This is a genomic window from Halovivax limisalsi, assembly GCF_023093535.1.
In the GTDB taxonomy this organism is placed as follows: Archaea; Halobacteriota; Halobacteria; order Halobacteriales; family Natrialbaceae; genus Halovivax; species Halovivax limisalsi.
Genome location: NZ_CP095757.1, coordinates 3,512,706 through 3,534,746, shown reverse-complemented (window position 1 = coordinate 3,534,746; position 22,041 = coordinate 3,512,706). Strand labels below are relative to the sequence as shown.

Below are 22,041 nucleotides of genomic sequence, written 5' to 3'. Positions count from 1 at the left end.
AAGTGTGGATCCCGTAGGCATACCCAATGAGTGAACGAACCGTCCGACTCGAGATCGGGGGCATGAGTTGTGCCAACTGCTCGCAGTCGGTGACCGAGGCGGTGGAGGGGCTGTCGGGCGTGACCGAGGCGAACGTCAACTTCGCCACTGACGAGGGCTCGGTCACGTACGATCCGGCCGAGGTCTCGCTGGCCGAGATCTACGCGGCGATCGACGATGCGGGCTATCACGCCCGGCGCGAGACGGTCTCGATCGGCATTGCGGACATGACGTGTTCGAACTGCGCCGCGACGAACGAGGAGGCGCTCGAGGCCGTCCCGGGCGTCATCGAGGCGGAGGCGAACTACGCGACCGACGAGGCGCAGGTCGTGTACAACCCCGCCGCGGTCTCTCGGGACCAGCTGTACGAGGCCGTCGAGGGGGCCGGATACACGCCGGTTCGCGACGACGACGGCGACGACGAGACCGACCAGGAGCGTCGCGACGCCGCGCGCAACGAGGAGATCAGCAAACAGCTTCGCCTGACGCTGTTCGGCGCGGTCCTGTCGGCGCCGTTCCTCCTCTTCCTGACCGATCGATTCCTGCTCGGCGGCACGCTCCTGCCCGAGACGGTCTTCGGCTTCGAATTCCACTGGGTCGGCTTCCTGCTGGCGACCCCCGTTCAGATCGTCCTCGGCCGGCCGTTCTACGTCAACTCGTACAAGGCGCTAGTGAAGAACGGGCGCGCGAATATGGACGTCCTGATCGCGCTCGGCTCCTCGACCGCCTACCTCTACAGCGTCGCGGTCCTGTTCGGGCTGGTCGCCGGCGAGACGTACTTCGACACGGCAGCGCTCATCCTCGTGTTCATCACGCTGGGGAACTACCTCGAGGCGCGCTCGAAGGGCCAGGCCGGCGACGCGCTCCGGAAACTGCTGGAGATGGAAGCAGAGACGGCGACGGTCGTCCGCGAGGACGGCAGCGAGGAAGCGATTCCCCTCGAGGACGTCACGGTCGGCGACCGGCTGAAGGTGCGGCCAGGTGAGAAGATCCCGACGGACGGCGTCGTCGTGGACGGCCAATCCGCCGTCGACGAGTCGATGATCACCGGCGAGTCCGTCCCCGTCGAGAAATCGGCGGGCGACGAGGTCGTCGGCTCGACCATCAACGAGAACGGCGTGCTGACCGTCGAAGCGACGAAGGTCGGCGCCGACACGGCCCTCCAGCAGATCGTCGAGACGGTCAAGGCCGCCCAGTCGCGCCAGCCGGAGATCCAGAACCTGGCCGACCGCATCTCGGCGTACTTCGTCCCCGCGGTCATCGCGAACGCCGTGTTCTGGGGACTCGTCTGGTTCGCCTTCCCCCAGGGGCTGGCCGGGTTCGTCGACTGGCTCCCGCTGTGGGGCCAGGTCGCCGGCGGCCCCGCGGTCGCGGGCGGCACCATCTCGGTCGCCGAGTTCGCCATCGTCGTCTTCGCCTCCGCGGTCCTGATCGCCTGTCCCTGCGCGCTCGGGCTGGCGACGCCCGCCGCGACGATGGTCGGAACGACGATCGGGGCCCGGAACGGCGTCCTCTTCAAGGGCGGCGATATCCTCGAACGGGCGAAGGACGTCGACACGGTCGTCTTCGACAAGACGGGAACGCTCACCGAGGGCGAGATGGAACTGACCGACGTCGTCGCCTTCGACGGGGACGGCGCCCCTGTCGCCGACGGGAGCGGTGACCCGGCGATCGACGGCGGCGATCCGACGGCCGACGGGGGCCAACTCGAGGCGCCCGAACGGCTCGACGAGGACGACGTCCTCGCACTCGCCGCGACCGCCGAGAGCGGCAGCGAGCACCCGCTCGCGCGGGCGATCGTCGAAGGTGCCCGCGAACGGGGTATCGACGTCGGCGAGCCCGACTCCTTCGAGAACGTCCCCGGCCACGGCGTTCGCGCGACGGTGGACGGCTGGGAGCCGCGCAGCGGCTTCGGCGGGGCGAGCGGAGAGCGGAGCGAACCGAGAGCGACCGAGGTCCTGGTCGGCAACCGCAAACTCCTCCGCGACGCCGGCATCGATCCCGAACCGGCCGCCGAGACGATGGAACGGCTCGAGAGCGAGGGCAAGACGGCCATGCTGGTCGCCGCCGACGACCGGCTCGTCGGCGTCGTCGCCGACGCCGACACGGTCAAGGAGAGCGCGAAGACGGCCGTCGCCGCCCTCCGGGATCGCGGCGTCGACGTGATGATGCTCACCGGCGACAACGAGCGGACGGCGCGCGCGGTCGCCGAGCAGGTCGGAATCGACCCCGAGAACGTCCGCGCGGAGGTCCTCCCCGAGGACAAGTCCGACGCCGTCGAGGCGATCCAGGACGAGGGCCGCAAGGCGATGATGGTCGGCGACGGCGTCAACGACGCCCCCGCGCTGGCGGTCGCCCACGTCGGGACCGCCATCGGCTCCGGGACCGACGTCGCCATCGAGGCCGCGGACGTCACCCTGATGCGCGACGATCCGGTCGACGTGGTGAAGGCGATCCGCATCTCCGACGCGACGCTCCAGAAGATCAAGCAGAACCTCGTCTGGGCGCTGGGCTACAACACGACGCTCATCCCGCTGGCCTCGCTCGGCCTGCTCCAGCCCGTGCTGGCTGCGGCGGCGATGGCCTTCTCGAGCGTCTCGGTGCTCACGAACAGCTTGCTGTTTCGGCGGTACATGCCGGATCACGACTACCAGCTCTTCGGCCGGCTTCGATAACGGATCGCCAGGTCCGCCCCGTTTCCTACCGGGTTCGCGACTCGATGTCCCACGATATCGAATCGACCGCGTCAGTTGTCCGGTGCTCAACGTGGCAACCCTCGAGATCGGTCGCGGCGGCGTCGTCGGCAGTACGGGCGAACACGGGAGCGGGCAGTCGACGCTGATACGGACCCTCGCTTGGCACCCCTGTGTACGTGCAGGCGAGGTATGCCGGTCTGGGGGCGCGATCATGTCCCTCGAGAGCGGGTCTGAGTACGGGGACTCGGTTCAGAGGACCGATACTAGGAGGCCAATCCCAGCGACGGTCATGACCGTGCCGAAGACGAACGATGCCGCACCAGATTTGAATTGACTCATCGCGGCCGCTCGTTCGTCCCCGGTCGTGAGCTGATAGAAGTTCGTGTCGTCGCAGGCGGCCAGCGTCGCGTCCACGTCGGCGTCCCAGCCGGCGGTGGTTTCTGTCACCGATGCACCGAATACGTGTACCTGTTCGCCCGGATCGAGCCGCCGTTCCTCGTAACGCCGTCGTTCGGTGGTGGTTACCCCCGCGAGCTGCGCTCCCGCTGAACCGCCCTCACCCGCCACTTTCGACTTCAACGCGGGCGGCAGTGCGTCGGCTCCCTTCCCGGACGAGATTCGGTCCCACTCCATCGAGAACGCGGCGTCCTCGGGGTCGACAAGAACGCGTCCCGTTCCGTCGTCGACGACGAATGACCGACCGATATCGTCAGATTCGACGGTGTCCCAGCTCGGCCCGTCGTCGTCATCATCGTATTCGCGGACGCGATATTCACAACACAGGGTGGGTGTGCCCGAAAATGGTGCGTCGATCGGATCGGAGTCGGCGGGAACGCTGGCCGTCCCTTCGAATTCTAGCGGTGGGTCGGCGGCGGTTAGCTCCCCGACATCTCTGACCTCGTTCGACGTGATCGCCCATGCCCGCCAGAGGTTTCTAACTCCCCCGTAGCTGAAGAGGAGTCCCGGAGCCAGAAAAATTAGCCCGATGACCAAATACAATATACGCATAATCGCACCATTCTTTCATACATACTTATATTTTCGGAAGTGATATTAATTCGGGCAGCCGACCGTCGGGACGTCTAGGGATTCGGTAATGCGCTTCGCGACGGGTTCCGTTACGCCCACCAGGACGAGCGAGAAGATCCGCGTCTTCGAGGCGTCATGCCGTCTCGACGAGCTGGTCGGCGAACTCGCTGTCCGGTCCTTCCCGCCCGTGGATGTCCAGCCTGTCGTGTTCGTTCATGTGGGGTGAGTCCGAGGTATCCCGACACAGGGATGCCGAGTTCAGTGCAGCGGTCGACGATCCCGATCGAGGCGTCGCCACCCGGTGCGGTCTCCAGCGTGACCCGTCCGCCCATCACCGCGGTCGATAGTACTCCGTCAGCCAGGTCGCGATGCCGTCGAGGTCGGGAAACAGGGTGCGGTGGTTGATGTTCGACTGGTCGAGCTTGTCCCGAAACTCCCGCTTTCGCGCCGCCGGCACGACGATCTTCCAGGCGAGATCGGGGTGTTCGTCGAACCAGGCGTCGAGCGACGTCCGGGGATTCGATGCGGCGGAGAACAGCGCGGCCTGGTTGACGATCCGCTGGTCGATCGACGGCGGCTGGAAGAAGACGACGTGATCGTCGGTCCCCTCGGAGAACGCAGCGAGGACGGCTTTGAGTTCGACCGTCGGGAGGCTCTGGCGCTCGCCGATGTCCAGTTCGACGTCGGCGGTGCGGTCGGTCCCGCGGTCGGCACGGCTGTCCCGGTCGATCACCAGCGACAGCAGGTCGTTCAGCATCGCTGCGGAGAACAGATCCGCCCCGTGCTCGTCGAGGAACGTCCGGAACCGCTCGGGCAGGCGCTCGTGGACCCTCTCGTAGTCGACGGCCCACACGACTCCGTCCGCATCCGGGGGGCCGCCCGCGGCGAAGTACGCGGCGACGGCGGGCGAGTGGGTCCAGTCGAGCAGTCGCGTCGGCAGCCCGTGGTGCTGGGCGAGCGCCATGAGGTGAAACGGCGACTCGGGCCGGTCGATCTCCTGTCGCGCGTACTGCCGGAAGTTCCGCAGGAGGTGGTGTTCGAGGTCCCAGCGCTCCGAATCGCCGACGAACCGCTGGAGCGACGTCCGTAGCCCCCGGCCGCTGTCGGACACCCCGCGGAAGACATACGGCGAGCGATGCCGACCGAGCTCCTCGTTCCAGGAATCGCGATACAGCAACTGCTGCAGCGTCGCCCAGTCGTCCGCGACGAACTCGTCCGGGTCCCGGGACATGCGAGCGTCGTCGACGATCGCGCGCCTGTCGCACCTCGACGCCGTTCGCGTGGCTCGTCGAGGCCGCCCCGTCGATCGCCGACCCTGATCGGCCGATACACGACTGTCGAGGATGTCGTCGCCGCTTGCGAGTGCGCGGTCGCGGCGGACTACCGGGTGCGAACCGCCACGGAGTACTTTCTCGCTGGACCGCGAAGGTGGCCGCGTGCTCGACTCGCGAACGCGGCCGGGCGACGGACTCCGACCGATCGAGAACCGCACCGACGTCCGGACCGGCGCGCCCCGTCTGGATTCGGACCGATGACCGTCGGCTTCCTGGCGCTTGGGATCGCGTTGCTCGCCGTCGCCGTCGTCGACATCCTCTGGACGACGCTGTGGGTCGAGGGCGGCGCCGGTCCGCTGACGTCGCGACTGATGGAGTGGATCTGGTGGGCGCTCAGACGCTTCAGTCGCCGTTCGTCCCTCGTGCGCACCCTGGCGGGACCGGTCATCCTCGTGGCCTCCCTCGCGACGTGGATGGCCCTGCTCTGGCTCGGCTGGACGTTCGTCTTCGCCGCCGGCGAGGTGCCGCTCGTCGACACCGTCGGCGGCGGGTCCCTCACCTGGTCCGATCGCTTCTACGTCGCCGGCTACGCCCTGTTCTCGCTCGGAAACGGGGACTTCGCGCCGTCCTCGAGCCGCTGGCAGTTCGTCACCGTGCTGGCCACGGCGAGCGGCCTGTCGCTCATCACGCTTGCGGTGACCTACGTCCTGTCCGTGCTCGACGCGGTCACCCAGAAGCGCTCGTTCGCGGCGGGAGTGGCGGGGCTCGGATCGACGGGCGCCGAGGTGGTCACGACGGCGTGGGACGGCGAGTCGTTCGAGGGGCTCGACCAGCTGCTGAGCACGTACGTCCAGCAGCTCAACGCGCTCTCGACCAACCACAAGGCCTACCCGGTGTTGCACTACTTTCACACGCAGGATCGGTCGGAGGCGCCTGTCACGAGCGCGGCGATCCTCGACGACGCGCTGACGCTGCTTCGCTTCGGCGTGCGGTCGTCGGAGCGCCCCGGCGACGCCATCGTCGCGAACGCCCGAGCGTCCATCGCGAGCTACCTCGACACGCTCGGCAGCCGGTTCGTCGGGCCCGCCAACCGGACCCCGCCGCCGCCCGACATCGACGCCGTTCGCGAGGCCAAGATTCCGACGCGGACCGACGACGAGTTCGCCGAGTCGGTCGACGAACTCGAAACCCGCCGACGGTTGCTGCTCGGCCTCGTCGAGGCCGACGCGAGGGAGTGGCCGGGCGAGGGTGAGTAAGTCCCGCGATACGGTGCACTTCTTTCACGCGCGGGATCGTCGGTGGTCCACGAGACCACGGATGAACGGTCCCGACCCGGGCGACGGTGGTGATCCGGCGCGAAGCGACGATGCCGATCGGGGGCGGAGCGAACCCGACGGCGCGGCGGGGAACGCCGCGGACGATCGCGAGGAGCCGCGAACGGAGCAGTCGATGCTCGAGGACGAGGCGGCGGAGGCCGACGACGCTCAACGGACCGTCGCCGAGCGCCACGACGACGGAGGCAGGACTCACGACCACGCCGACGGCGGCCACGGCGGCGGAGACGCCGGCCACGGCGATGGCCACGGAAACGGCATGCACCAGGGCCACGAGGCGATGTTCCGGCGGCGATTCGTCGTCTCCACGGTCCTCTCGATCCCGGTCCTCCTCTACAGCGAGACCCTCCAGGCCTGGCTCGGCTTCTCGGTCCCCGCGTTTCCCGGCAGCGAGTGGCTCACGCCGGTCTTCTCGATCGTCGTCTTCGCCTACGGCGGCGTCCCGTTCCTGCGGATGGCCGTGCCGGAACTCCGCGACCGGGCGCCGGGGATGATGACGCTGATCTCGATGGCGATCACGGTCGCGTTCGGCTACAGCCTGGCGAGCCTCGTCGTCCCGACCGAATCGGCCTTCTTCTGGGAGCTCGTGACGCTGATCGACATCATGCTGCTGGGCCACTGGATCGAGATGCGATCGGTCCGGCGGGCCTCCAGCGCGCTCGACGAACTCGCGAAACTGCTCCCGGACACGGCGGAGCGGATCACCGGGGACGGCAGCACGGAGGAGGTGCCGGTGAGCGACCTCGGCGAAGGCGACCTCGTGCTCGTGCGTCCGGGGGCGAACGTGCCGGCCGACGGCGTGGTCGAGTCGGGTGACTCGGACGTCGACGAGTCGATGATCACCGGCGAGTCGAGGCCGGTGTCGAAGGAGCCGGGCGCCGAGGTGATCGGCGGGACCGTCAACGGTGCCGGCAGCCTCCGCGTGCGGATCGACGCGACGGGCGAAGAGACGACGCTCGCGGGGATCATGCGCCTCGTCGAGGACGCCCAGGAGAGCGAGTCGCGGACCCAGCAACTGGCCGACAGGGCCGCGGGGTGGCTGTTCTACGTCGCGCTCGGAGCCGCGGCCGTGACCGCGATCGCGTGGACGATCGCCGCCGGCACCGGCGCGACGGTCGTCGAGCGCGTCGTGACGGTGCTGGTGATCGCCTGTCCGCACGCGCTCGGGCTCGCGATTCCGCTCGTCGTCGCGATCAACACGTCGCTGGCGGCCGGGAACGGGGTGCTGATTCGCGACCGGATCGCGATGGAGCGAGCGCGCGACCTCGATACGATCGTCTTCGACAAGACGGGGACGCTCACCGAGGGCGAACACGGCGTCGTCGACGCGGCGACGATCGAGGGCGTCGACGCGGCGACGGCGTTCGGACTGGCGGCCGCCGTCGAGGGCGACTCCGAGCACGTGATCGCCCGCGCGATCCGCGAAGCGGCCGCCGAGCGCGATATCTCGGTCCCGGCGGCGAGGGACTTCGAGGCGCTCGAGGGTCGCGGCGTCCGCGCGACGGTCGACGTCGGCACGTCACGGGCGCCCGCTCGCCGGACGGAGTCCGACGCCGGCGAAACCGTCCACGTCGGCGGGCCGAACCTCCTTTCGCACCTCGAGGCCGATGTCCCGCCGGAACTGCAGTCGTTCGCCGATCGGGCCGGCGAGAACGCGCAAACGGTCGTCTACCTCGTCCGGGACGGGTCGCCGATCGCCGCGTTCGCCCTGGCGGACGTGATCCGCGCGGAGAGCCACCGCGTCGTCGACGCCCTCCACGAACTCGGGATCGAGGTCGCGATGCTGACCGGCGACAGCGCGGACGTCGCGCGCGCCGTCGCGGACGAACTCGGCATCGACACGGTGTTCGCGGAGGTATTGCCCGACGACAAGGACGAGAAAGTGATCGAACTGCAGGAGCGTGGCGACCTCGTCGCGATGGTCGGCGACGGCGTCAACGACGCGCCCGCGCTGACCCGAGCGGACGTCGGCATCGCGATCGGCTCCGGGACGGACGTCGCCGTTCAGTCTGCGGACGTCGTCCTGGTCCAGAACGATCCGACGGACGTGGTCCGCCTGGTGATGCTGAGCCGCGCGAGCTACCGGAAGATGAGAGAGAACCTCGTCTGGGCCGCCGGCTACAACGTGTTCGCGCTCCCGCTCGCGGCGGGGGTCCTCGCGCCGATCGGCGTCCTGCTCTCGCCGGCGGTGGGGGCGCTCCTCATGTCGCTGTCGACCGTCATCGTCGCGATCAACGCGCAGTTCCTCCGCCGCGTCGACCTCGAACTGCCGAGCCCGTCCGGCGGGCCCCCGTCGCCGGAGCCGAACCCGGCGGAGCGGAAATCGGCGGACTAACGCCCACTCACGGGCCGACGACGCAGTTTTCGGGTTGCAGTCGCCGGTCGCCGTTTTACGGCCGTCGGGGCCGTGTCGTGTTCGTGATGGGATCTCGCCCGAACCGAACCTGGATCGCCGGAGTCGAATGACCCCTTTTTTGACCGTACGGGCTGGACCGACCGCGGTACGGGCGCGGCCACGGTTCCCGGACGATCGATCGGATCGAAGGCGTCGCGATCTCGGAGGGCGGTGCGCGCGATGAAACCCTGGAAAACGCTCGCGATCGTCGTCGCGGCGATCGTGGCGATACTCGTCGCGGTGCAGCCGCTGTACGTGCTCGGATTGACGCTCTTCGACTACGGGCAGACGCCGGACGCGTCCTACGCCACGGTGCAGACGAAGGACGCGAGCAGGTTCCCCGTCGACGATCCGGTGCGACAGAGCGAGCTAACCGCCCGGGCAGCCCGGCCGCCCGGATCGGGACTCGCGTACTCGACCGTCGTCCGCGTTCCCGCAGACGACTGGCAGACCGCCGTCGCCGCGTCGAGCTTGCGCGCGAGCGAGGACGCGCTGGTGCTCTTCGAGGGCGCCGCCGTGCCGGACGGTGCGAACGCGTCGAACGCCACCACGGTGACGCTCTCCGGCGGCGATCCCGCCGAAACGGCCGCGGCGATCGCGACGCGCGAGACCGGCCCCGACGGCGACGGTCCGACCAACGTCGTCATCGTCGGATCGGCCGAGCCCCGGTGGGCGACGCCCGCCGCCGCCTGGAGCGCCTACTCGGGCGACCCGATCCTCTACGCGACCGAGGACGGGATCCCCGACGCGACCCGCGAGGCGATCGCGGAACTCGACGCCGCCCGCGCGTACGTCCTCGCGCCGCCCGATGTCGTGAGCGACGACGCGCTGTCGGAACTGGACGTCGAGTGGACCCGCGTCTCGGCGCGGACGCCCCAGGCCCACGCCGTCGAGATCGCGGAGTTCCGCGACGAATCGCGGGACTTCGGCTGGGGGATCCACGAACGCGACAAAGTCGGGTACTACAACTTCGTGCTCGTCAACCCCGACCGACCGGCCCACGCCGTCGCGTCGACGAACCTCCAGTGGGGGAAGGCGGGACCGATCCTGTTCGTCGACGACGACGGCGGTCTGCCGGCGATCACGGAGAACTACGCCTGGCAGACCCAGCCGGCGTGGTTCGCCTCGCCCATGGAGGGGCCGTTCAACCACCTCTTCGTGATGGGATCGACGGAGGCGGTGTCGTGGGTGTCCCAGGGACGCCTCGACTACGCGGTCGAGATCACCCCGTACCGTCACCAGGGCGCCGGCCTCAGCCCGCTCGAATCCGTCGCGGCGGTCTGGGCCGCGATCGCGCTCCTCGGCGCGTCGTTCGTGTTCGCCCACTCGCGCCGCCGCCTCCCGGAGATGAGCGCGTGGACGACGATGTTCTGGCCGCTGGCGACGCTCACGCTCGGCCCGGTCGGCCTGGCGCTGTACTGGACGTCCTATCGCGGTCGGCTGGTCGTCGACACCGAGGGGGGACCGCGGGTCGTCCGGCCCTACTGGCTCCGGGCGGCGACCGCGACGGCGATGGGGATCGGGTTCGCCGCGAGCACGATGGTCGCGACGGGGTTCGTCCTCACGTACGTCGGCATTCCGATGGTCGTCCTCGACGGCCCGCTGTTCTGGCTGGGGAACGCGATGGTGCTGCTCATCCCCATCGTCTACCTCGTCGCCTTCCTCGTCTCCCTGCTCGCCTTCCACGTCCCGATGCTCAGGGAATCACAGGGGCTCGGCCTCGCCGGCGCGACGAAGCGCGGCGCGGCGATCGTCGCCGTGAGCATGACGAGCGTCTCCGTCGGGATGATGGGCGGCATGTGGGTGTTGATGATGCTCAACCTCGAGATGATGCCAGGCGAGGAGGATATCCTCTGGTTCGGGGTGATGGCCGTCGCCACGCTCGTCGGCTTCCTCATCGCCTGGCCGGTGAACGGGTGGCTCGTCCGCCGGAACGTCAAACCGGGTGAGATGCTGTGACCGATCGGAACCGGCGCGCGTTCCTGCGCGACCTCGTCGCGCTTCCGGCCGGCGCGACGCTCGGGGGCGCCGCACTCACCTATCGGGAGGTGCGATCCGGCGGCGGCGAAACCCGGCTGGGACCGGAGACGGCAGATTTCGGCGAATCCACCGTCACGACCATGACGACCCGCCTCGCCGGCGAGAGCGACTACGAGACGGCTGCGGCGATCGCGCAGAACGTCTACACGGCGATCAACGAGCACACCCGGCCGGGGGCGGCGATCCTCGTCAACGACAGCGACCTCGGGGCGGCGCTCCCGGGCGTCGCGATCATCCACCACCCCGTCGACGGCGCCGTTCTGCTGACCGGGCGGGACGAACTGCCGGAGGCGACGCGCGAGGAGATCGAGCGCCTCCACCCCGAAGGCGTCCACGTGGACGGCAACACGCAGGTGTACATCGTCGGCGGCGAGCGCTACGTCAGCGCCGACGTCGAGGCGGCGGTCGAGGGGATGGGCCTGAAGACGAGTCGGATCGGTGGGGAGACGCCGGCGGAAGTCGCGGCCAACGTCGACCAGTACCTCAGCACGATCCACGCGAACCACCGGGATACCACGTTCATCGCCGACGTCGGCGATCCGCGAACGGCGATCCCGGCCCAGTCGTGGAACGCCCACGGCGGCGACGGATTCCTCTACGTCGACGGCGGTCGGATCCCGGCGGTGACGCGCGACCAGCTCGAAGCCCGGTTCGACGAGGCGTACATGTACCTCCTGGGCGACGAGAGTCGGATCGGCCCCGGCGTCGCGAGCGAACTCGCGCGGTTCGGCCACGTCCAGCGGATTCCGCGAGGTTCGGACCCCTACGCGCTGAGCGTCGGCTTCGCCGGGTACAAGGACATCGGCCGGAACCAGGGCTGGGTGTTCGGCGACTGGCCCCGGCGGATCGGCTGGGGCATCGCGGAGAGCGGCCACAACTTCATCTTCGCCAACCCCGAGAACTGGCGGACGGCGCTGCCCGCGTGCGTCGAGAGCCACCGCGGGAAACACGGGCCGATGCTCCTCGTCGAAGCGGATACCGTCCCGGAACCCGTGGCGACGTACCTGTCGAACTACCTCCGTCCCGCCGAGTCCGCTCCGTACGACCGAAAGTACAATCACGGCTGGATCATCGGCCGGCCGGGCCAGGTCGGCGAGGGGGTGCAGGCTCGCCTTCACGCGCTCCTTCAGGAACCGGGTGATGGCGGATGAAACGCCTCGTCGCGACGTTCGACGACGAGGGTGCGGCGACGGACGCGGACCGGGCCGTTCGGGATGCGGGGCTGACGCCGCGGGAGGCGGCCGTCGACGCCCCTTTCCTCGATCCGACGGCGACGATGCCGGAGCGCCGCGGGCTCCTCTGGGGCGGACTCCTCGGCGCCGTCCTCGGGACGTCGATCATGCTCGCGATGGCGGCGAACCTGCTCTGGATCCCCCGTACCAGCCCGGCGATGACCGCCGGGCCGTACATGCTCGGCTTCTTCGGGTTCGGTGTCGGTGCGGCCGTCGGCGGGTTCGTCGGCGGCGCGATCGGCACGTACCGGGAGGTGCCGCGATCCGATCGCCCTCGGCTCGCCGTCGTCGCTCCGGACCAGCGGGCCGACGAGATCGAAGATCTCCTGCGGCGTCACGACGCGCATCGAGTGGAACGCAGCGTCCTCACCCACGACCATCCCCAGCAGCGACGACTGACCGATTCGGACGCCCCGTAGACGGTCGAGCGACCGAAGGAACGGCTCGATCGCGAGCGGACTGTTACCGATCGAACGACTCGTCGACCGTCGCGAGAACGCGTTCGAACCGGTCGCGCACCTCGGTCCCGATCGATTCGAGGGCCGGGTCGTCCGTAATCCCGACGAGCGCCGCCGCGTCGACCGCGCTGACGACCACCGCGCCGCCGTCCCCCTCGTAGACGACGACGTTACACGGGAGCAAGGCGCCGAGTTCGCTGTCCTCCTCCAACCCTTCGTGCGCGAGAGACGGGTTGCAGGCCCCGAGGATCCTGTACTGACGGAAGTCCTCGTCGAGCTTCGCCGCGAACGTCGCCCGGAGGTCGATATCGCTGAGAACGCCGAACTCCTCGTCTTCGAGCGCCCCGATCGTCGTCTCGACCACGTCGTCGAAGTCGGCCCGGACGGAAGTTTGTGTGGTATAGTCCATACAATACACTACTACTCGAATGGGCTTAACATCTCGGGTGAAACGGGCTGCCAGCGGTTGTTCCCGCGCTTGTCCCGCCTCGCGCACCGATCGCCCCGAAACCCACATTTATGCCCGCTACCGTTCTGTGCTCACCCATGACATTCAGCATCTGCGTCCACGAATCCTACGAGGACGAGGATGGGACGACGCAGGATCGGTTCGGCGTGGCGGTCACGACCCGACTCCCGGCCGTCGGCACCCTCTGCCCGTTCGTCAGCGAGAACGGCGCGATCGCGACCCAGAGCCTGGTCAACGTCGACCTCGGCCGGGAGGGCATCGCCTACCTCGACGACGGCCTCGCCGTCGACGACGCGCTCCCCGCGTTGCTCGCCGCGGACGACGGCGCCCCACAGCGCCAGCTCCACGGCGTCGACGACGAGTCCACCTTCGTCTTCTCCGGCGACGACTGTAGCCCGTGGTACGGCCACCTCGCGGGGGATCGGTACACCGTCGCCGGCAACCTCCTCACCGGCGAGTCGGTGATCGAGGCCGTGGCCGAGACCTACGAGGAACAGCGTGACGAGGATCGATCCCTCGCCGAGCGACTGATCGACGCGCTCGCGGCCGGCCACGCCGAAGGCGGCGACAAACGCGAGGACCTGGAGATCCAGAGCGCCGCTCTGCAGGTCGCGGATACCGCCGACTACGCGTTCTTCCCGTCGTACAACGACCTGCGCGTCGACGCCTCCGACCGGCCGGTCGCCGACCTTCGCGAGACGTACGACCTCGCCGTCGAGGGCTACGAGGAACTCATGGACCGCTACGCGGCGGCCTACGAGGCGGATTCGCTGGAGGAGTCGGCGACCTGAGCGCGGTGGCGGTCCAGCCCGTCCGCGGCCACCGCTCAGCCTCTTCCGGTCGTCTGCGGCTCACCCGCTGAACGTGTAGAGATCGTCGCCGACGAAGTGCAGCGAGTCGATCACTTTTCCCGAGTCGCCGAGCAGGTCGTCGCCGTCGACGCGCGATCGCCCGATCGCCAGCACCTTCTCGTGAGACTCCTCGGCGACCAGGACGAGGTCGCCCGCGGAGATATCGCCGCGCACGTCGGCGATGCCGGGACGCATCACGTCGGCGCCGTCGCTCACGAAGGAGACGGCGCCGGCGTCGACGATGACCAGCCGGTCGGTCGGGTCGGTTGCGTTCGCCCCGCGAACGGTCAGAAACGGTTCCTCGTCGAAGTACGCGACCAGCGGCTCGCCGTCGACGAGGACGACCTCCCAGTCCGCGTCCTCGAATGCCACCCGTTCGTAGGCGTCGCCGTCGAGATCGACCCCGAGTTGCTCCCCGACCGCCGTCTCGACCGCCGCGACGTCGTCGCTGCGGAGGTGGTGACGCGATTTCACCTGCATACCGCCCCTTGCGGACGCGTCCATTTAACCGTAGTTGTACGGACCGATCGCCGTCCGATACGACGGTGGGTCGTCCGTGACTACCCGCGACCGGCGGCCAACTCGGTATCTCGGCGGTCCTCCGGGCAAACCACTACCCCGACGGTCGTGGTAGGGGACGACCCGACCGAATGGCTACCGAATACGTCTTCATCAGCGACCTGCACCTCGGCGGCGAGGGCGAACTCTCCGCGTTCGACTGCGAGGCGGAACTTCTGGACTTCCTCGCCGAACTGGAACGGGTCGGCGGCGACGTCGAGTTGATCGTCAACGGCGACGCGTTCGGGCTCTGGGAGTACGGCGAGCTGACCGGGCCGGCGGCGCTCGATCGGGTGATCGCGGAACACCCCCGCCTGTTCGAGCAGTTTCGCGCGACCGGGGCCGCGATCGACGTCACGCTGATCCCGGGCAACCACGACTACGACCTGGCGTGTTACCCCTCGCTGGTGGACCGCCTCGCGGAGTACAACCTCTCGCTCGAGCCGGCCGTCTCGATCACGCGCGAGGTGGGCGAGGCGACGATCTGGATCGAGCACGGCCAGCAACGCGACGCGAACAATCGGCTGCCGGACTGGGGCAACCCGCACGCGCTGCCGGTCGGTTACTTCGTCGTCCGGCGGATCGTCGACGCGGCCGGCGAGTACGCGTCTCGCGCCAGCGGCAACTGGCTGCGCGACGTCCAGTCCGTCGCCCCGATGGAGGAGGTGCCCCGGTGGCTCTTCTCGAACTACTTCTATCGCGAGATGAGCCCGATCCTCCGCGCCGTCGTCGTCCCGCTGCTGCTGTTTTTCAACCTCACGCTGTTGTACCTCGCCGGGACTATCCTGGAAACCGTCGGCGTCGTTCCGCGGTGGGTCTTCACCGACAATCCGGTGGTTCACGCGCTCGGCATCGCCGACATCGTCCTCGAACTCGTCGTCGCGATCAACCTCGTGATCGTCGCCGTCTTGCTGTTGCTCGCGATTCCGCTGTGGCTCTTCAGACGCGATCTCCGGCGGACGTTCTCGCGGTTCGGCGTCGTGCTCTCGGGGGTGCGCGTCGGCCAGGGCGACGAACCGTTCCTCGACGCCGCGAGAGCCGTCTTCGAGAGCCGCTCCGACGTGGCGATCTTCGTCTACGGCCACACCCACCGCGCCTCGCTCACCAGGTGGGGCGATCGCGTCGTGGTCAACACCGGAACCTGGTTGAAGAAACTCCAGCACGTCGAGACGCGCTTTTCACGCCTGCCGGGGATCTACTACCCCACCTTCCGACTCTCGACGTTCAGGATCTACGCCGAGGGAGAGCGACTCGTCGTCGCGTACGAGGCGATCCCCACGGACCGATCGACCGACCTGACGTGGTTTCAGCGCCTGGTTGCGCGTCGACCGCCGACCGAGGAGCCGATCCCCGCACGGACGGAAATCGATCCCGACGGCGAACTCGTCCTTCCCGACGAACCGGCCGATAGAAACGACGACGAGCGGTCGTGAGGCGGCGCCGGGAACCGCCCCTCGGGATCAGAGATCGGTCCGATCGAACCGCCAGTAGCCGAGCAGGGGGACGAGGACGATCCAGCCGAGAACGACGGCGAGCGCGAAGCTGGGGCCGGCGCCGTCGGCGCCCATCGCGAGGTTGCGACCGACCGACGGGGACGCCATCGCGGCGAAGAGTTCACCACTCGCGACGCTCGGCGAGAGCGTCGCGACGTACTCGCTCCACCACGGCGGCGACGGTGGGCGGCTGAAACCGTTGAGGACGTACGCGACGCCGCCCGGAACCGCCCGCCAGGCCAACACGAACAGGAAGAACCCGCCGAAGGCGGCCGCGGAGGCCCACGAGGGCGAGCGGACGCCGGCCGAAATCGCGATCCCCATCGCCACGTAGGTCAACGCGAGGACGAGCGCGACGACGAGGTACGAGAGGTACGCCGCGGCGGGAATCCCGGCCCCCAGCAGGAAGGCGACGGCGCCGCTCGCCCAGAGCCCGGCGAGGACGACGATCGAAACGGCGACGAACCGACCGACGTAGCCGCCCAGGACGACGTCGCGCCGGTGGTGGGGAAAGCCGAGCTGGAGCTCGAGTTGCCCGTTGTGGCGACGCTTGACGACCGTCTCGTAGGACAGCATGAGCGCGACGATCGGCACGATGAACGAGCCGATCATCCCCAGCAGCGTGATCAGGCCGGTCGGGTCGGTGCGCCCCGCGTTCGTCCCGTCGGCGTAGAAGTACCCGATGACGCCGAAGAGGAGGGCGAAGAGGATCGTCATCCAGTGCAGCTGTCGGTTCCGGCGGAGGTCGCCGAGTTCCTTGCGAGCGATCAGCGTCCAGCTCATCGCTCGCCCTCCGTGTAGGAGACGAAGAGGTCCTCGAGCGAGGTCTGATCGGTGCTGAAGTCACGGATCGTGAGACCGACCTCGCGGAGGTCGTCGAGGACGGCCAGTTTCGCCTCGGGGCGGCAGGTGACGACGAGTTCCTCGCCGCGCAGCGTCGCGTCGGTGACGCCATCGATGGATTCGGCGACCGCCACTGGATCGACGACGGCCCGCTGGCCCGGTCCGACGGCGTCGGAATCGCCGGCACGGTTACCGGTCCCGGTCGACTCGGGATCGAGGGTCACGGTCAACTCGCCGGCGGCCCCGACGCCCTCGCGGAGCCCGTCGATCGTGTCGACGGTCAGCAACCGTCCCTGATTCAGGATACCGACGCGGTCGGCGACGGCCTCGACCTGTTCTAAGATGTGACTCGAGAAGAAGACCGTCGCGCCGCGGTCGCGCTCCTCGCGGACGATCTCGCGCATCCGTCGGACACCGTGGGGATCGAGCCCCGTGGAGGGTTCGTCGAGGATCAACAGATCGGGGTCGTTGACGAGGGCCATCGCGAGGGTGAGCCGCTGGGCCATGCCCTTCGAGTAGCCGGAGGCGAGGCGATCGGCGGCGTGGGCGACGCCGACCCGTTCGAGTAACTCGTCCGGGTCGTCGTCGGCGGCGTTCGCCTCGATGGCGTACTCGACGTGCTGGCGGCCGGTCATCGTCTCGAACGGCGCGACGCCTTCCGGGAGGACGCCGGTCCGTCGGCGGACGGCGACCGGCTCGCTCGCGACGTCGTGGCCGAGGACCTCGACGCGGCCGTCGGTCGGGTGCGTGTAGCGCAGGACGATGTCGATCGTCGTCGACTTGCCGGCGCCGTTGGGCCCCAGAAAGCCGAACACCTCGCCGCGTTCGACGGTGAGGTCGATGCCGCTGAGGGCGGCGACGCCGCGATAGGCTTTGGTGACGCCGCGGAGGGAGATTGCGGCCATACTCCTGGCTTCGTCGGGGCGAGCGTAAACGTTCTCATTTCCGAACGCTTTCATTTTTCGCCCGTTCGATCGCATCGATCCGTCCGGTCCGACACGACTTTCACTCGTTCGGCCCAAGAGGGTGTCATGACCGACGACGCAGCGGCCGGCGAGGAGGCGGCCGCGGACGACGCAGACGTCGCGGCGACCGAAGAGGCGGCCAGGGACGACGACGCCTCGCCCGCGGACGATGCAGACGCCGCGACAGCCGACGAGGCTTCCGAGGAGGCCGCCCAGGCCGAAGCCGGCACGGCCGAGGGCCAGGGCCCCGTTCTGATCGACGAGGAACTCGCTCGCCACCTCGAGAACAAACGCGAGGAGCTCTTCGAGAAGTTCGAAATCCGGGACGAGTTTCCCGACGCGGTGCTCGCGGAAGCCGAGGACCTATCCGGCGACGTCCAGCTGGATATCGACGAGGCGATCGACGAGCGCCGCGATCTGCGCGACCTGACGACGTGGACGACGGACCCGATCGACGCCCAGGACTTCGACGACGCCATCTCCGTCGAAGCGCGCGACGACGAGTACGTCCTCTGGGTTCACATCGCCGACGTGACCCACTACGTCAACCCCGAGACGGCGATGTGGGACGAAGCCGTCGAGCGCGGGAACACGGTCTACCTGCCGGGTTACACCATCCACATGCTGCCGCCGATCCTGGCCGAGTCGGTCTGCTCGCTCGTCCCGAACGAGGAGCGCTTCGCCCACACCGTCGAGATGCACCTCGACAAGGAGGACCTGGGTTACGAGTCGATCGACATCTACAAGTCCGTCATCGAATCCGACGAGCGCCTCACCTACAGCCAGGCCGAGAACCGCCTCGACGATCCCGACGCCCCGCTGCACGAGGAGAACGCGCTGGTCTACGACCTCGCCGACCGGATGCACGAACAGCGCAAGGAGGACGGCTCGCTGGTGCTCAACCCCTCGCGCGACCGCGCCCACACCATCATCGAGGAGTGCATGCTGAAGGCCAACAAGGCCGTCACGCACGAACTCATGTGGAACCGCGGCGTCGAGGCGATGTACCGCGTCCACCCCCAGCCCAGCCCCGACGAGTGGTCGAAGGCCCTCCAGGAGATTCAGGATCTAGACGGCGTCTCGATCCCCGGCGACAAGTGGGACGACCCGCGAATGGCCGTCAACGCCACCCTGGAGGAGGCGCCCGGCCGCCAGCTCGATAAGATCCAGTGGGCCGTGATGAAGGTGATGCCCCGCGCGAGGTACATGAACGATCCCTTCGGCGGCCACCACGCGCTCAACTTCGAGATCTACGGCCACTTCACCAGCCCCATTCGGCGTCTCTCGGACCTGATCAACCACTGGATCGTCTACCAGAACGACGTTCCGGAGAACCTCGTCGCGCTCTGTGACCGCGCCAGCGACAAGCAGAAAGACGCCGAACAGTGCGAGCGCGAGTACAAGCAGTTCCTCCAGGAGGTCGGCCTGGACCCGATGGCCGTGAACAATCGAGGCATCGAGGTCGTCGATTCCGAGGACGCGGAGACGACGATCTGATCGGTTCCTCGTCGTCGCGGGACCGTGGACGAGGAAAGTAATTCCAGGATAGGCCTGTCTCCATTGTAGGGATAGCTTAGTTCCCGTGTCGTCGTTCCCCGATAGTTTGCACCGGTTCTTGCGTTCACCGTCGTCCACGATTCCTCACCAGTCGTCGGTTACTCAGATAGGTCTGCATCGACGGTGAGCCACCATATTCCGACAGTTCCACGCGCTGGGTTCTATTCCGGTTGGTCAACGGGTGACGCTGACAGGTCCTGGTGCAATCGCCGGAACCGCTTTACGCACGGCTAGTTCTAAGGTGTGTATGTCGTCATCGGGCCCTTCGGGAGACGACTACGAGGAAGCTCTCGCCGTCTTCGACGAACGCGATGATCCGACCGAACCCCTCACGACACCAGAGGTAGCAGGCTCGCTCGATACGGCCCGACGAACCGTCTACAATTGCTTAGAAGAACTGGTACGCCGCGGTGAGCTGAAGTCCAAGGAAGCTGGTACCGATGCTCGGGTTTGGTGGCGACCGCGCCCGGACGGAGAGGCGAACGGGAGGTCGGAGGCCGGGATTACCGAATCGACTGTCCGCCAACTGTTCGAGTCCGTTCCCGACCCCTATCTGATCGTACAACCGAACGACTACGAGATTGTGGCCGTCAGCGACGCGTATCTGGAGGCGACCATGACCGAGCGGGAGACGATCCTCGGCCAGACACTGTTCGAGGTCTTTCCCGCCGATCCCGCCGATCCGGACCCAGAGGGCGTCCCCCAACTGCGGCACTCGCTTCGCCGGGTCAAAGAGCTGCGCGAGGAAGACGTCATGCCAGTGACGCACTATCCGGTGCCGGACCAGGACGCAACTGAGGGTGCGTTCGAGGACCGGTGGTGGAGCCCGGTCAATACGCCTCTCTTCGACTCGAACGGAACCCTCTCGTACATCATCCACCACGTGCAGGATGTCACGCCCCTTGTCAACACCATGCTAGAAGATGGAACGGACCCGACCGAGGGTCTCGACGTCGACGAGTCTCACCTCACGGCGGACATGCTTCTCAAGAGTCAGAAACTCTACGAAGCGCGAGAGGAGGCGTACAAGCTGGCACACCAGCAACAGGCCGTCGCCGACCTCGGAAAGTTCGCCCTCGAAACGGACGACCTCGACGCCCTCATGAACGAGGCCGTCCGTAACGTTGCCGACGTCCTTGATGCCGAGTACTGTAAGGTGCTGGACCTCGACACCGACGCCGAGGCGCTCTTGCTCCGGCAGGGAGTCGGTTGGGACGAGGGCATCGTCGGAGATGCGACCGTCTCCGCTGTCGAAGCCGAGTCCCAAGCCGCGTACACCTTGGAGACCAACCAGCCCATCGTCGTCGAGGATTTAGCGACGGAGACGCGGTTCAGCGGGCCGGCTTTGTTAACGGATCACGACGTGCGGAGCGGCATCAGTACGGTCATCGGCCCATTCGACAACCCGTGGGGCATCCTCGGCGTGCACGATACGGAGCCACGGGAGTTCAGCGAGGAGGACGTCTCCTTCGTCGTGAGCGTGGCGAACATCCTTGCGGAGGCGATCGAGCACGAGCAGTACGAGTCCAGGCTCGAACGGTTAGTCGGCGAGCTGGAGGAGTCAAACGAGCGTTTGGAACAGTTCGCATACGCGGCCTCCCATGACCTCCAGGAGCCCCTGCGGATGGTGTCGAGTTACCTCCAACTCATCGAATGCCGATACGGGGACAATCTGAATGACGAGGCGCAGGAGTTTCTCGATTTTGCGGTGGACGGGGCCGACCGGATGCGAGAGATGATCGATGGTTTGCTGCAGTACTCCCGCGTGGAGACGGAGGGTGTCCCTCTGGAGCCAGTAGCCCTCAATGATGTGATTGCGGATGTCCAGCAGGACTTGGGCGTCCAGATAAGCGAGAGCAACGCCGACATCGAGGTCGAGGAGTTACCCCGGGTCATGGGGGATGGCAGCCAGCTGCGACATGTATTCCAGAACTTGCTGTCGAACGCGTTGCAGTACAGCGGAGACGACTCGCCGCGGGTGCACATCGCAGCCGAACGGAACGGTCAGGAGTGGCTCGTGTCCGTCGAGGACGAGGGGGTCGGAATCGAGCCGGCTGACCAGGATCGGGTATTCGAGGTGTTTCAGCGATTGCAGCCCCGGGACGACAGCGGCGGGTCGGGCATCGGGCTGGCGCTGTGCGACCGGATCGTCGAGCGCCACGGCGGGGACATCTGGGTCGAGTCCGAACCCGGCGAGGGCGCGACGTTCTTATTCACGCTCCCTGCGGTATCGGATTCGACTGGTTGATTCTCGCAACCTCAGGACAGATTGCTGATAGTGTCGGAACCGCGGTACAAGATTCAGTTTTCGGCACGAAACTGGGGTCCGCGAATCGATGGTCAGTTGCACTGAGCGGTGGGTGCTTCTCCTGTACTGACCGACCCTTCGGTGCACGGTGAGCTTCGGTCACCCATCGATGCGCGCTCACGCGTTCCGCGTTCGATCGACGAACCCGATCGCGAACGGCGAGCGCGACCGGGTCGCGTTCGCGACTGGAAGCGTTGGTGCCCGCGTCGCATCCGTCGGCTGGAAGCGATCGCGCACGCATCCCGATCGAGCCGAGGCCACGACCGCCCCGGTCGGCGATACGTCGCGTCCCGAATGGCCGCCCTCGGCGGTCGACACCCTGCGGTGGGGCAACTCCCGCCAATCCACCGTTCGACGGTGACACCGCTGTCGAGGCCGACCCCACGCCGAGAACGGCGTCGAAACGCGACGCTACCGAGACCGAGCGAGTGAGCGCTCTGCGAGACGTTTATATCTCGCGGGGCGGTACGGAATCATGGCTTCGTCCCAATCGGGCGGAA

The 22,041-nt window shown here is 67.8% G+C and carries 16 protein-coding genes; 10 read left to right on the top strand and 6 right to left on the bottom strand.

Features of this window, described 5'->3' with window-relative positions; genetic code table 11:
* Positions 1–26 precede the first annotated feature (26 nt).
* Positions 27–2,714, top strand: a complete 2,688-nt coding sequence (locus tag MXA07_RS16420; RefSeq protein ID WP_247729676.1) for a heavy metal translocating P-type ATPase — start codon at positions 27–29, stop codon at positions 2,712–2,714.
* 270 nt (positions 2,715–2,984) lie between these two features.
* Here MXA07_RS16420 and MXA07_RS16415 read toward each other — a convergent pair whose 3' ends face one another.
* Positions 2,985–3,368, bottom strand: a complete 384-nt coding sequence (locus tag MXA07_RS16415) for a hypothetical protein (RefSeq protein ID WP_247729675.1) — start codon at positions 3,366–3,368, stop codon at positions 2,985–2,987.
* 727 nt (positions 3,369–4,095) lie between these two features.
* Positions 4,096–4,995, bottom strand: a complete 900-nt coding sequence (locus MXA07_RS16410) for an FRG domain-containing protein (RefSeq protein WP_247729674.1) — start codon at positions 4,993–4,995, stop codon at positions 4,096–4,098.
* 300 nt (positions 4,996–5,295) lie between these two features.
* On the opposite strand from MXA07_RS16410, the gene MXA07_RS16405 reads away from it, so the two are divergent.
* From MXA07_RS16405 to MXA07_RS16385, 5 genes are all read left to right on the top strand, one after another.
* Positions 5,296–6,294, top strand: coding sequence for an ion channel (locus tag MXA07_RS16405; protein ID WP_247729673.1), 999 nt, complete (start codon positions 5,296–5,298; stop codon positions 6,292–6,294).
* Between the two features lie 337 nt (positions 6,295–6,631).
* Positions 6,632–8,707 carry a heavy metal translocating P-type ATPase gene (locus tag MXA07_RS16400; RefSeq protein ID WP_425492229.1) on the top strand — a complete coding sequence of 692 codons (2,076 nt, stop codon included), beginning with the start codon at positions 6,632–6,634 and terminating at the stop codon, positions 8,705–8,707.
* 240 nt (positions 8,708–8,947) lie between these two features.
* The gene (locus MXA07_RS16395) at positions 8,948–10,726 is read left to right on the top strand and encodes a DUF4396 domain-containing protein (RefSeq protein ID WP_247729672.1); all 1,779 of its coding nucleotides are present in this window, start codon (positions 8,948–8,950) and stop codon (positions 10,724–10,726) included.
* Positions 10,723–11,958 (top strand): cell wall-binding repeat-containing protein, encoded by a 1,236-nt coding sequence (locus MXA07_RS16390; RefSeq protein WP_247729671.1) that lies wholly within the window; start codon positions 10,723–10,725, stop codon positions 11,956–11,958. Before MXA07_RS16395 ends, MXA07_RS16390 begins: the two co-directional genes overlap by 4 nt.
* On the top strand, positions 11,955–12,458 hold the full coding sequence (locus MXA07_RS16385; RefSeq protein ID WP_247729670.1) for a hypothetical protein: 504 nt from the start codon (positions 11,955–11,957) through the stop codon (positions 12,456–12,458). Before MXA07_RS16390 ends, MXA07_RS16385 begins: the two co-directional genes overlap by 4 nt.
* A gap of 43 nt (positions 12,459–12,501) precedes the next feature.
* Here the strand turns inward: MXA07_RS16385 and MXA07_RS16380 are convergent, their stop codons facing one another.
* Positions 12,502–12,906 carry a DUF302 domain-containing protein gene (locus MXA07_RS16380; protein WP_247729669.1) on the bottom strand — a complete coding sequence of 135 codons (405 nt, stop codon included), beginning with the start codon at positions 12,904–12,906 and terminating at the stop codon, positions 12,502–12,504.
* 137 nt (positions 12,907–13,043) lie between these two features.
* Between MXA07_RS16380 and MXA07_RS16375 the strand changes: the two genes are divergently transcribed.
* On the top strand, positions 13,044–13,757 hold the full coding sequence (locus MXA07_RS16375) for a DUF1028 domain-containing protein (RefSeq protein ID WP_247729668.1): 714 nt from the start codon (positions 13,044–13,046) through the stop codon (positions 13,755–13,757).
* 60 nt (positions 13,758–13,817) lie between these two features.
* Here MXA07_RS16375 and MXA07_RS16370 read toward each other — a convergent pair whose 3' ends face one another.
* Positions 13,818–14,297, bottom strand: a complete 480-nt coding sequence (locus MXA07_RS16370; protein ID WP_247729667.1) for an RNA-binding protein — start codon at positions 14,295–14,297, stop codon at positions 13,818–13,820.
* A 170-nt stretch (positions 14,298–14,467) separates the two neighbouring features.
* Here MXA07_RS16370 and MXA07_RS16365 point away from each other — a divergent pair, with 170 nt between their 5' ends.
* A complete protein-coding gene (locus MXA07_RS16365) occupies positions 14,468–15,808 on the top strand; it encodes a metallophosphoesterase (RefSeq protein ID WP_247729666.1) in 1,341 nt (446 codons plus the stop codon).
* A gap of 27 nt (positions 15,809–15,835) precedes the next feature.
* Here MXA07_RS16365 and MXA07_RS16360 read toward each other — a convergent pair whose 3' ends face one another.
* Positions 15,836–16,651, bottom strand: a complete 816-nt coding sequence (locus MXA07_RS16360) for an ABC transporter permease (RefSeq protein ID WP_247729665.1) — start codon at positions 16,649–16,651, stop codon at positions 15,836–15,838.
* Positions 16,648–17,616 (bottom strand): ABC transporter ATP-binding protein, encoded by a 969-nt coding sequence (locus MXA07_RS16355; RefSeq protein ID WP_247729664.1) that lies wholly within the window; start codon positions 17,614–17,616, stop codon positions 16,648–16,650. Before MXA07_RS16355 ends, MXA07_RS16360 begins: the two co-directional genes overlap by 4 nt.
* 126 nt (positions 17,617–17,742) lie before the next feature.
* Here MXA07_RS16355 and MXA07_RS16350 point away from each other — a divergent pair, with 126 nt between their 5' ends.
* Positions 17,743–19,173 (top strand): RNB domain-containing ribonuclease, encoded by a 1,431-nt coding sequence (locus tag MXA07_RS16350; protein WP_247729663.1) that lies wholly within the window; start codon positions 17,743–17,745, stop codon positions 19,171–19,173.
* Between the two features lie 307 nt (positions 19,174–19,480).
* Complete coding sequence (locus tag MXA07_RS16345; RefSeq protein ID WP_247729662.1) at positions 19,481–21,481, top strand: PAS domain-containing sensor histidine kinase; 2,001 nt, start codon at positions 19,481–19,483, stop codon at positions 21,479–21,481.
* Positions 21,482–22,041 lie beyond the last annotated feature (560 nt).

Bases quoted from the DNA above. Each gene is read 5' to 3' on its own strand.
- MXA07_RS16375 (WP_247729668.1), top strand. From the start codon at position 13,044: ATGACATTCAGCATCTGCGTCCACGAATCCTACGAGGACGAGGATGGG.
- MXA07_RS16420 (WP_247729676.1), top strand. From the start codon at position 27: ATGAGTGAACGAACCGTCCGACTCGAGATCGGGGGCATGAGTTGTGCC.
- MXA07_RS16350 (WP_247729663.1), top strand. From the start codon at position 17,743: ATGACCGACGACGCAGCGGCCGGCGAGGAGGCGGCCGCGGACGACGCA.
- MXA07_RS16380 (WP_247729669.1), bottom strand. From the start codon at position 12,906: ATGGACTATACCACACAAACTTCCGTCCGGGCCGACTTCGACGACGTG.
- MXA07_RS16365 (WP_247729666.1), top strand. From the start codon at position 14,468: ATGGCTACCGAATACGTCTTCATCAGCGACCTGCACCTCGGCGGCGAG.
- MXA07_RS16370 (WP_247729667.1), bottom strand. From the start codon at position 14,297: ATGCAGGTGAAATCGCGTCACCACCTCCGCAGCGACGACGTCGCGGCG.
- MXA07_RS16355 (WP_247729664.1), bottom strand. From the start codon at position 17,616: ATGGCCGCAATCTCCCTCCGCGGCGTCACCAAAGCCTATCGCGGCGTC.
- MXA07_RS16415 (WP_247729675.1), bottom strand. From the start codon at position 3,368: ATGGAGTGGGACCGAATCTCGTCCGGGAAGGGAGCCGACGCACTGCCG.
- MXA07_RS16405 (WP_247729673.1), top strand. From the start codon at position 5,296: ATGACCGTCGGCTTCCTGGCGCTTGGGATCGCGTTGCTCGCCGTCGCC.
- MXA07_RS16410 (WP_247729674.1), bottom strand. From the start codon at position 4,995: ATGTCCCGGGACCCGGACGAGTTCGTCGCGGACGACTGGGCGACGCTG.
- MXA07_RS16400 (WP_425492229.1), top strand. From the start codon at position 6,632: ATGCACCAGGGCCACGAGGCGATGTTCCGGCGGCGATTCGTCGTCTCC.
- MXA07_RS16395 (WP_247729672.1), top strand. From the start codon at position 8,948: ATGAAACCCTGGAAAACGCTCGCGATCGTCGTCGCGGCGATCGTGGCG.
- MXA07_RS16345 (WP_247729662.1), top strand. From the start codon at position 19,481: ATGTCGTCATCGGGCCCTTCGGGAGACGACTACGAGGAAGCTCTCGCC.
- MXA07_RS16385 (WP_247729670.1), top strand. From the start codon at position 11,955: ATGAAACGCCTCGTCGCGACGTTCGACGACGAGGGTGCGGCGACGGAC.
- MXA07_RS16360 (WP_247729665.1), bottom strand. From the start codon at position 16,651: ATGAGCTGGACGCTGATCGCTCGCAAGGAACTCGGCGACCTCCGCCGG.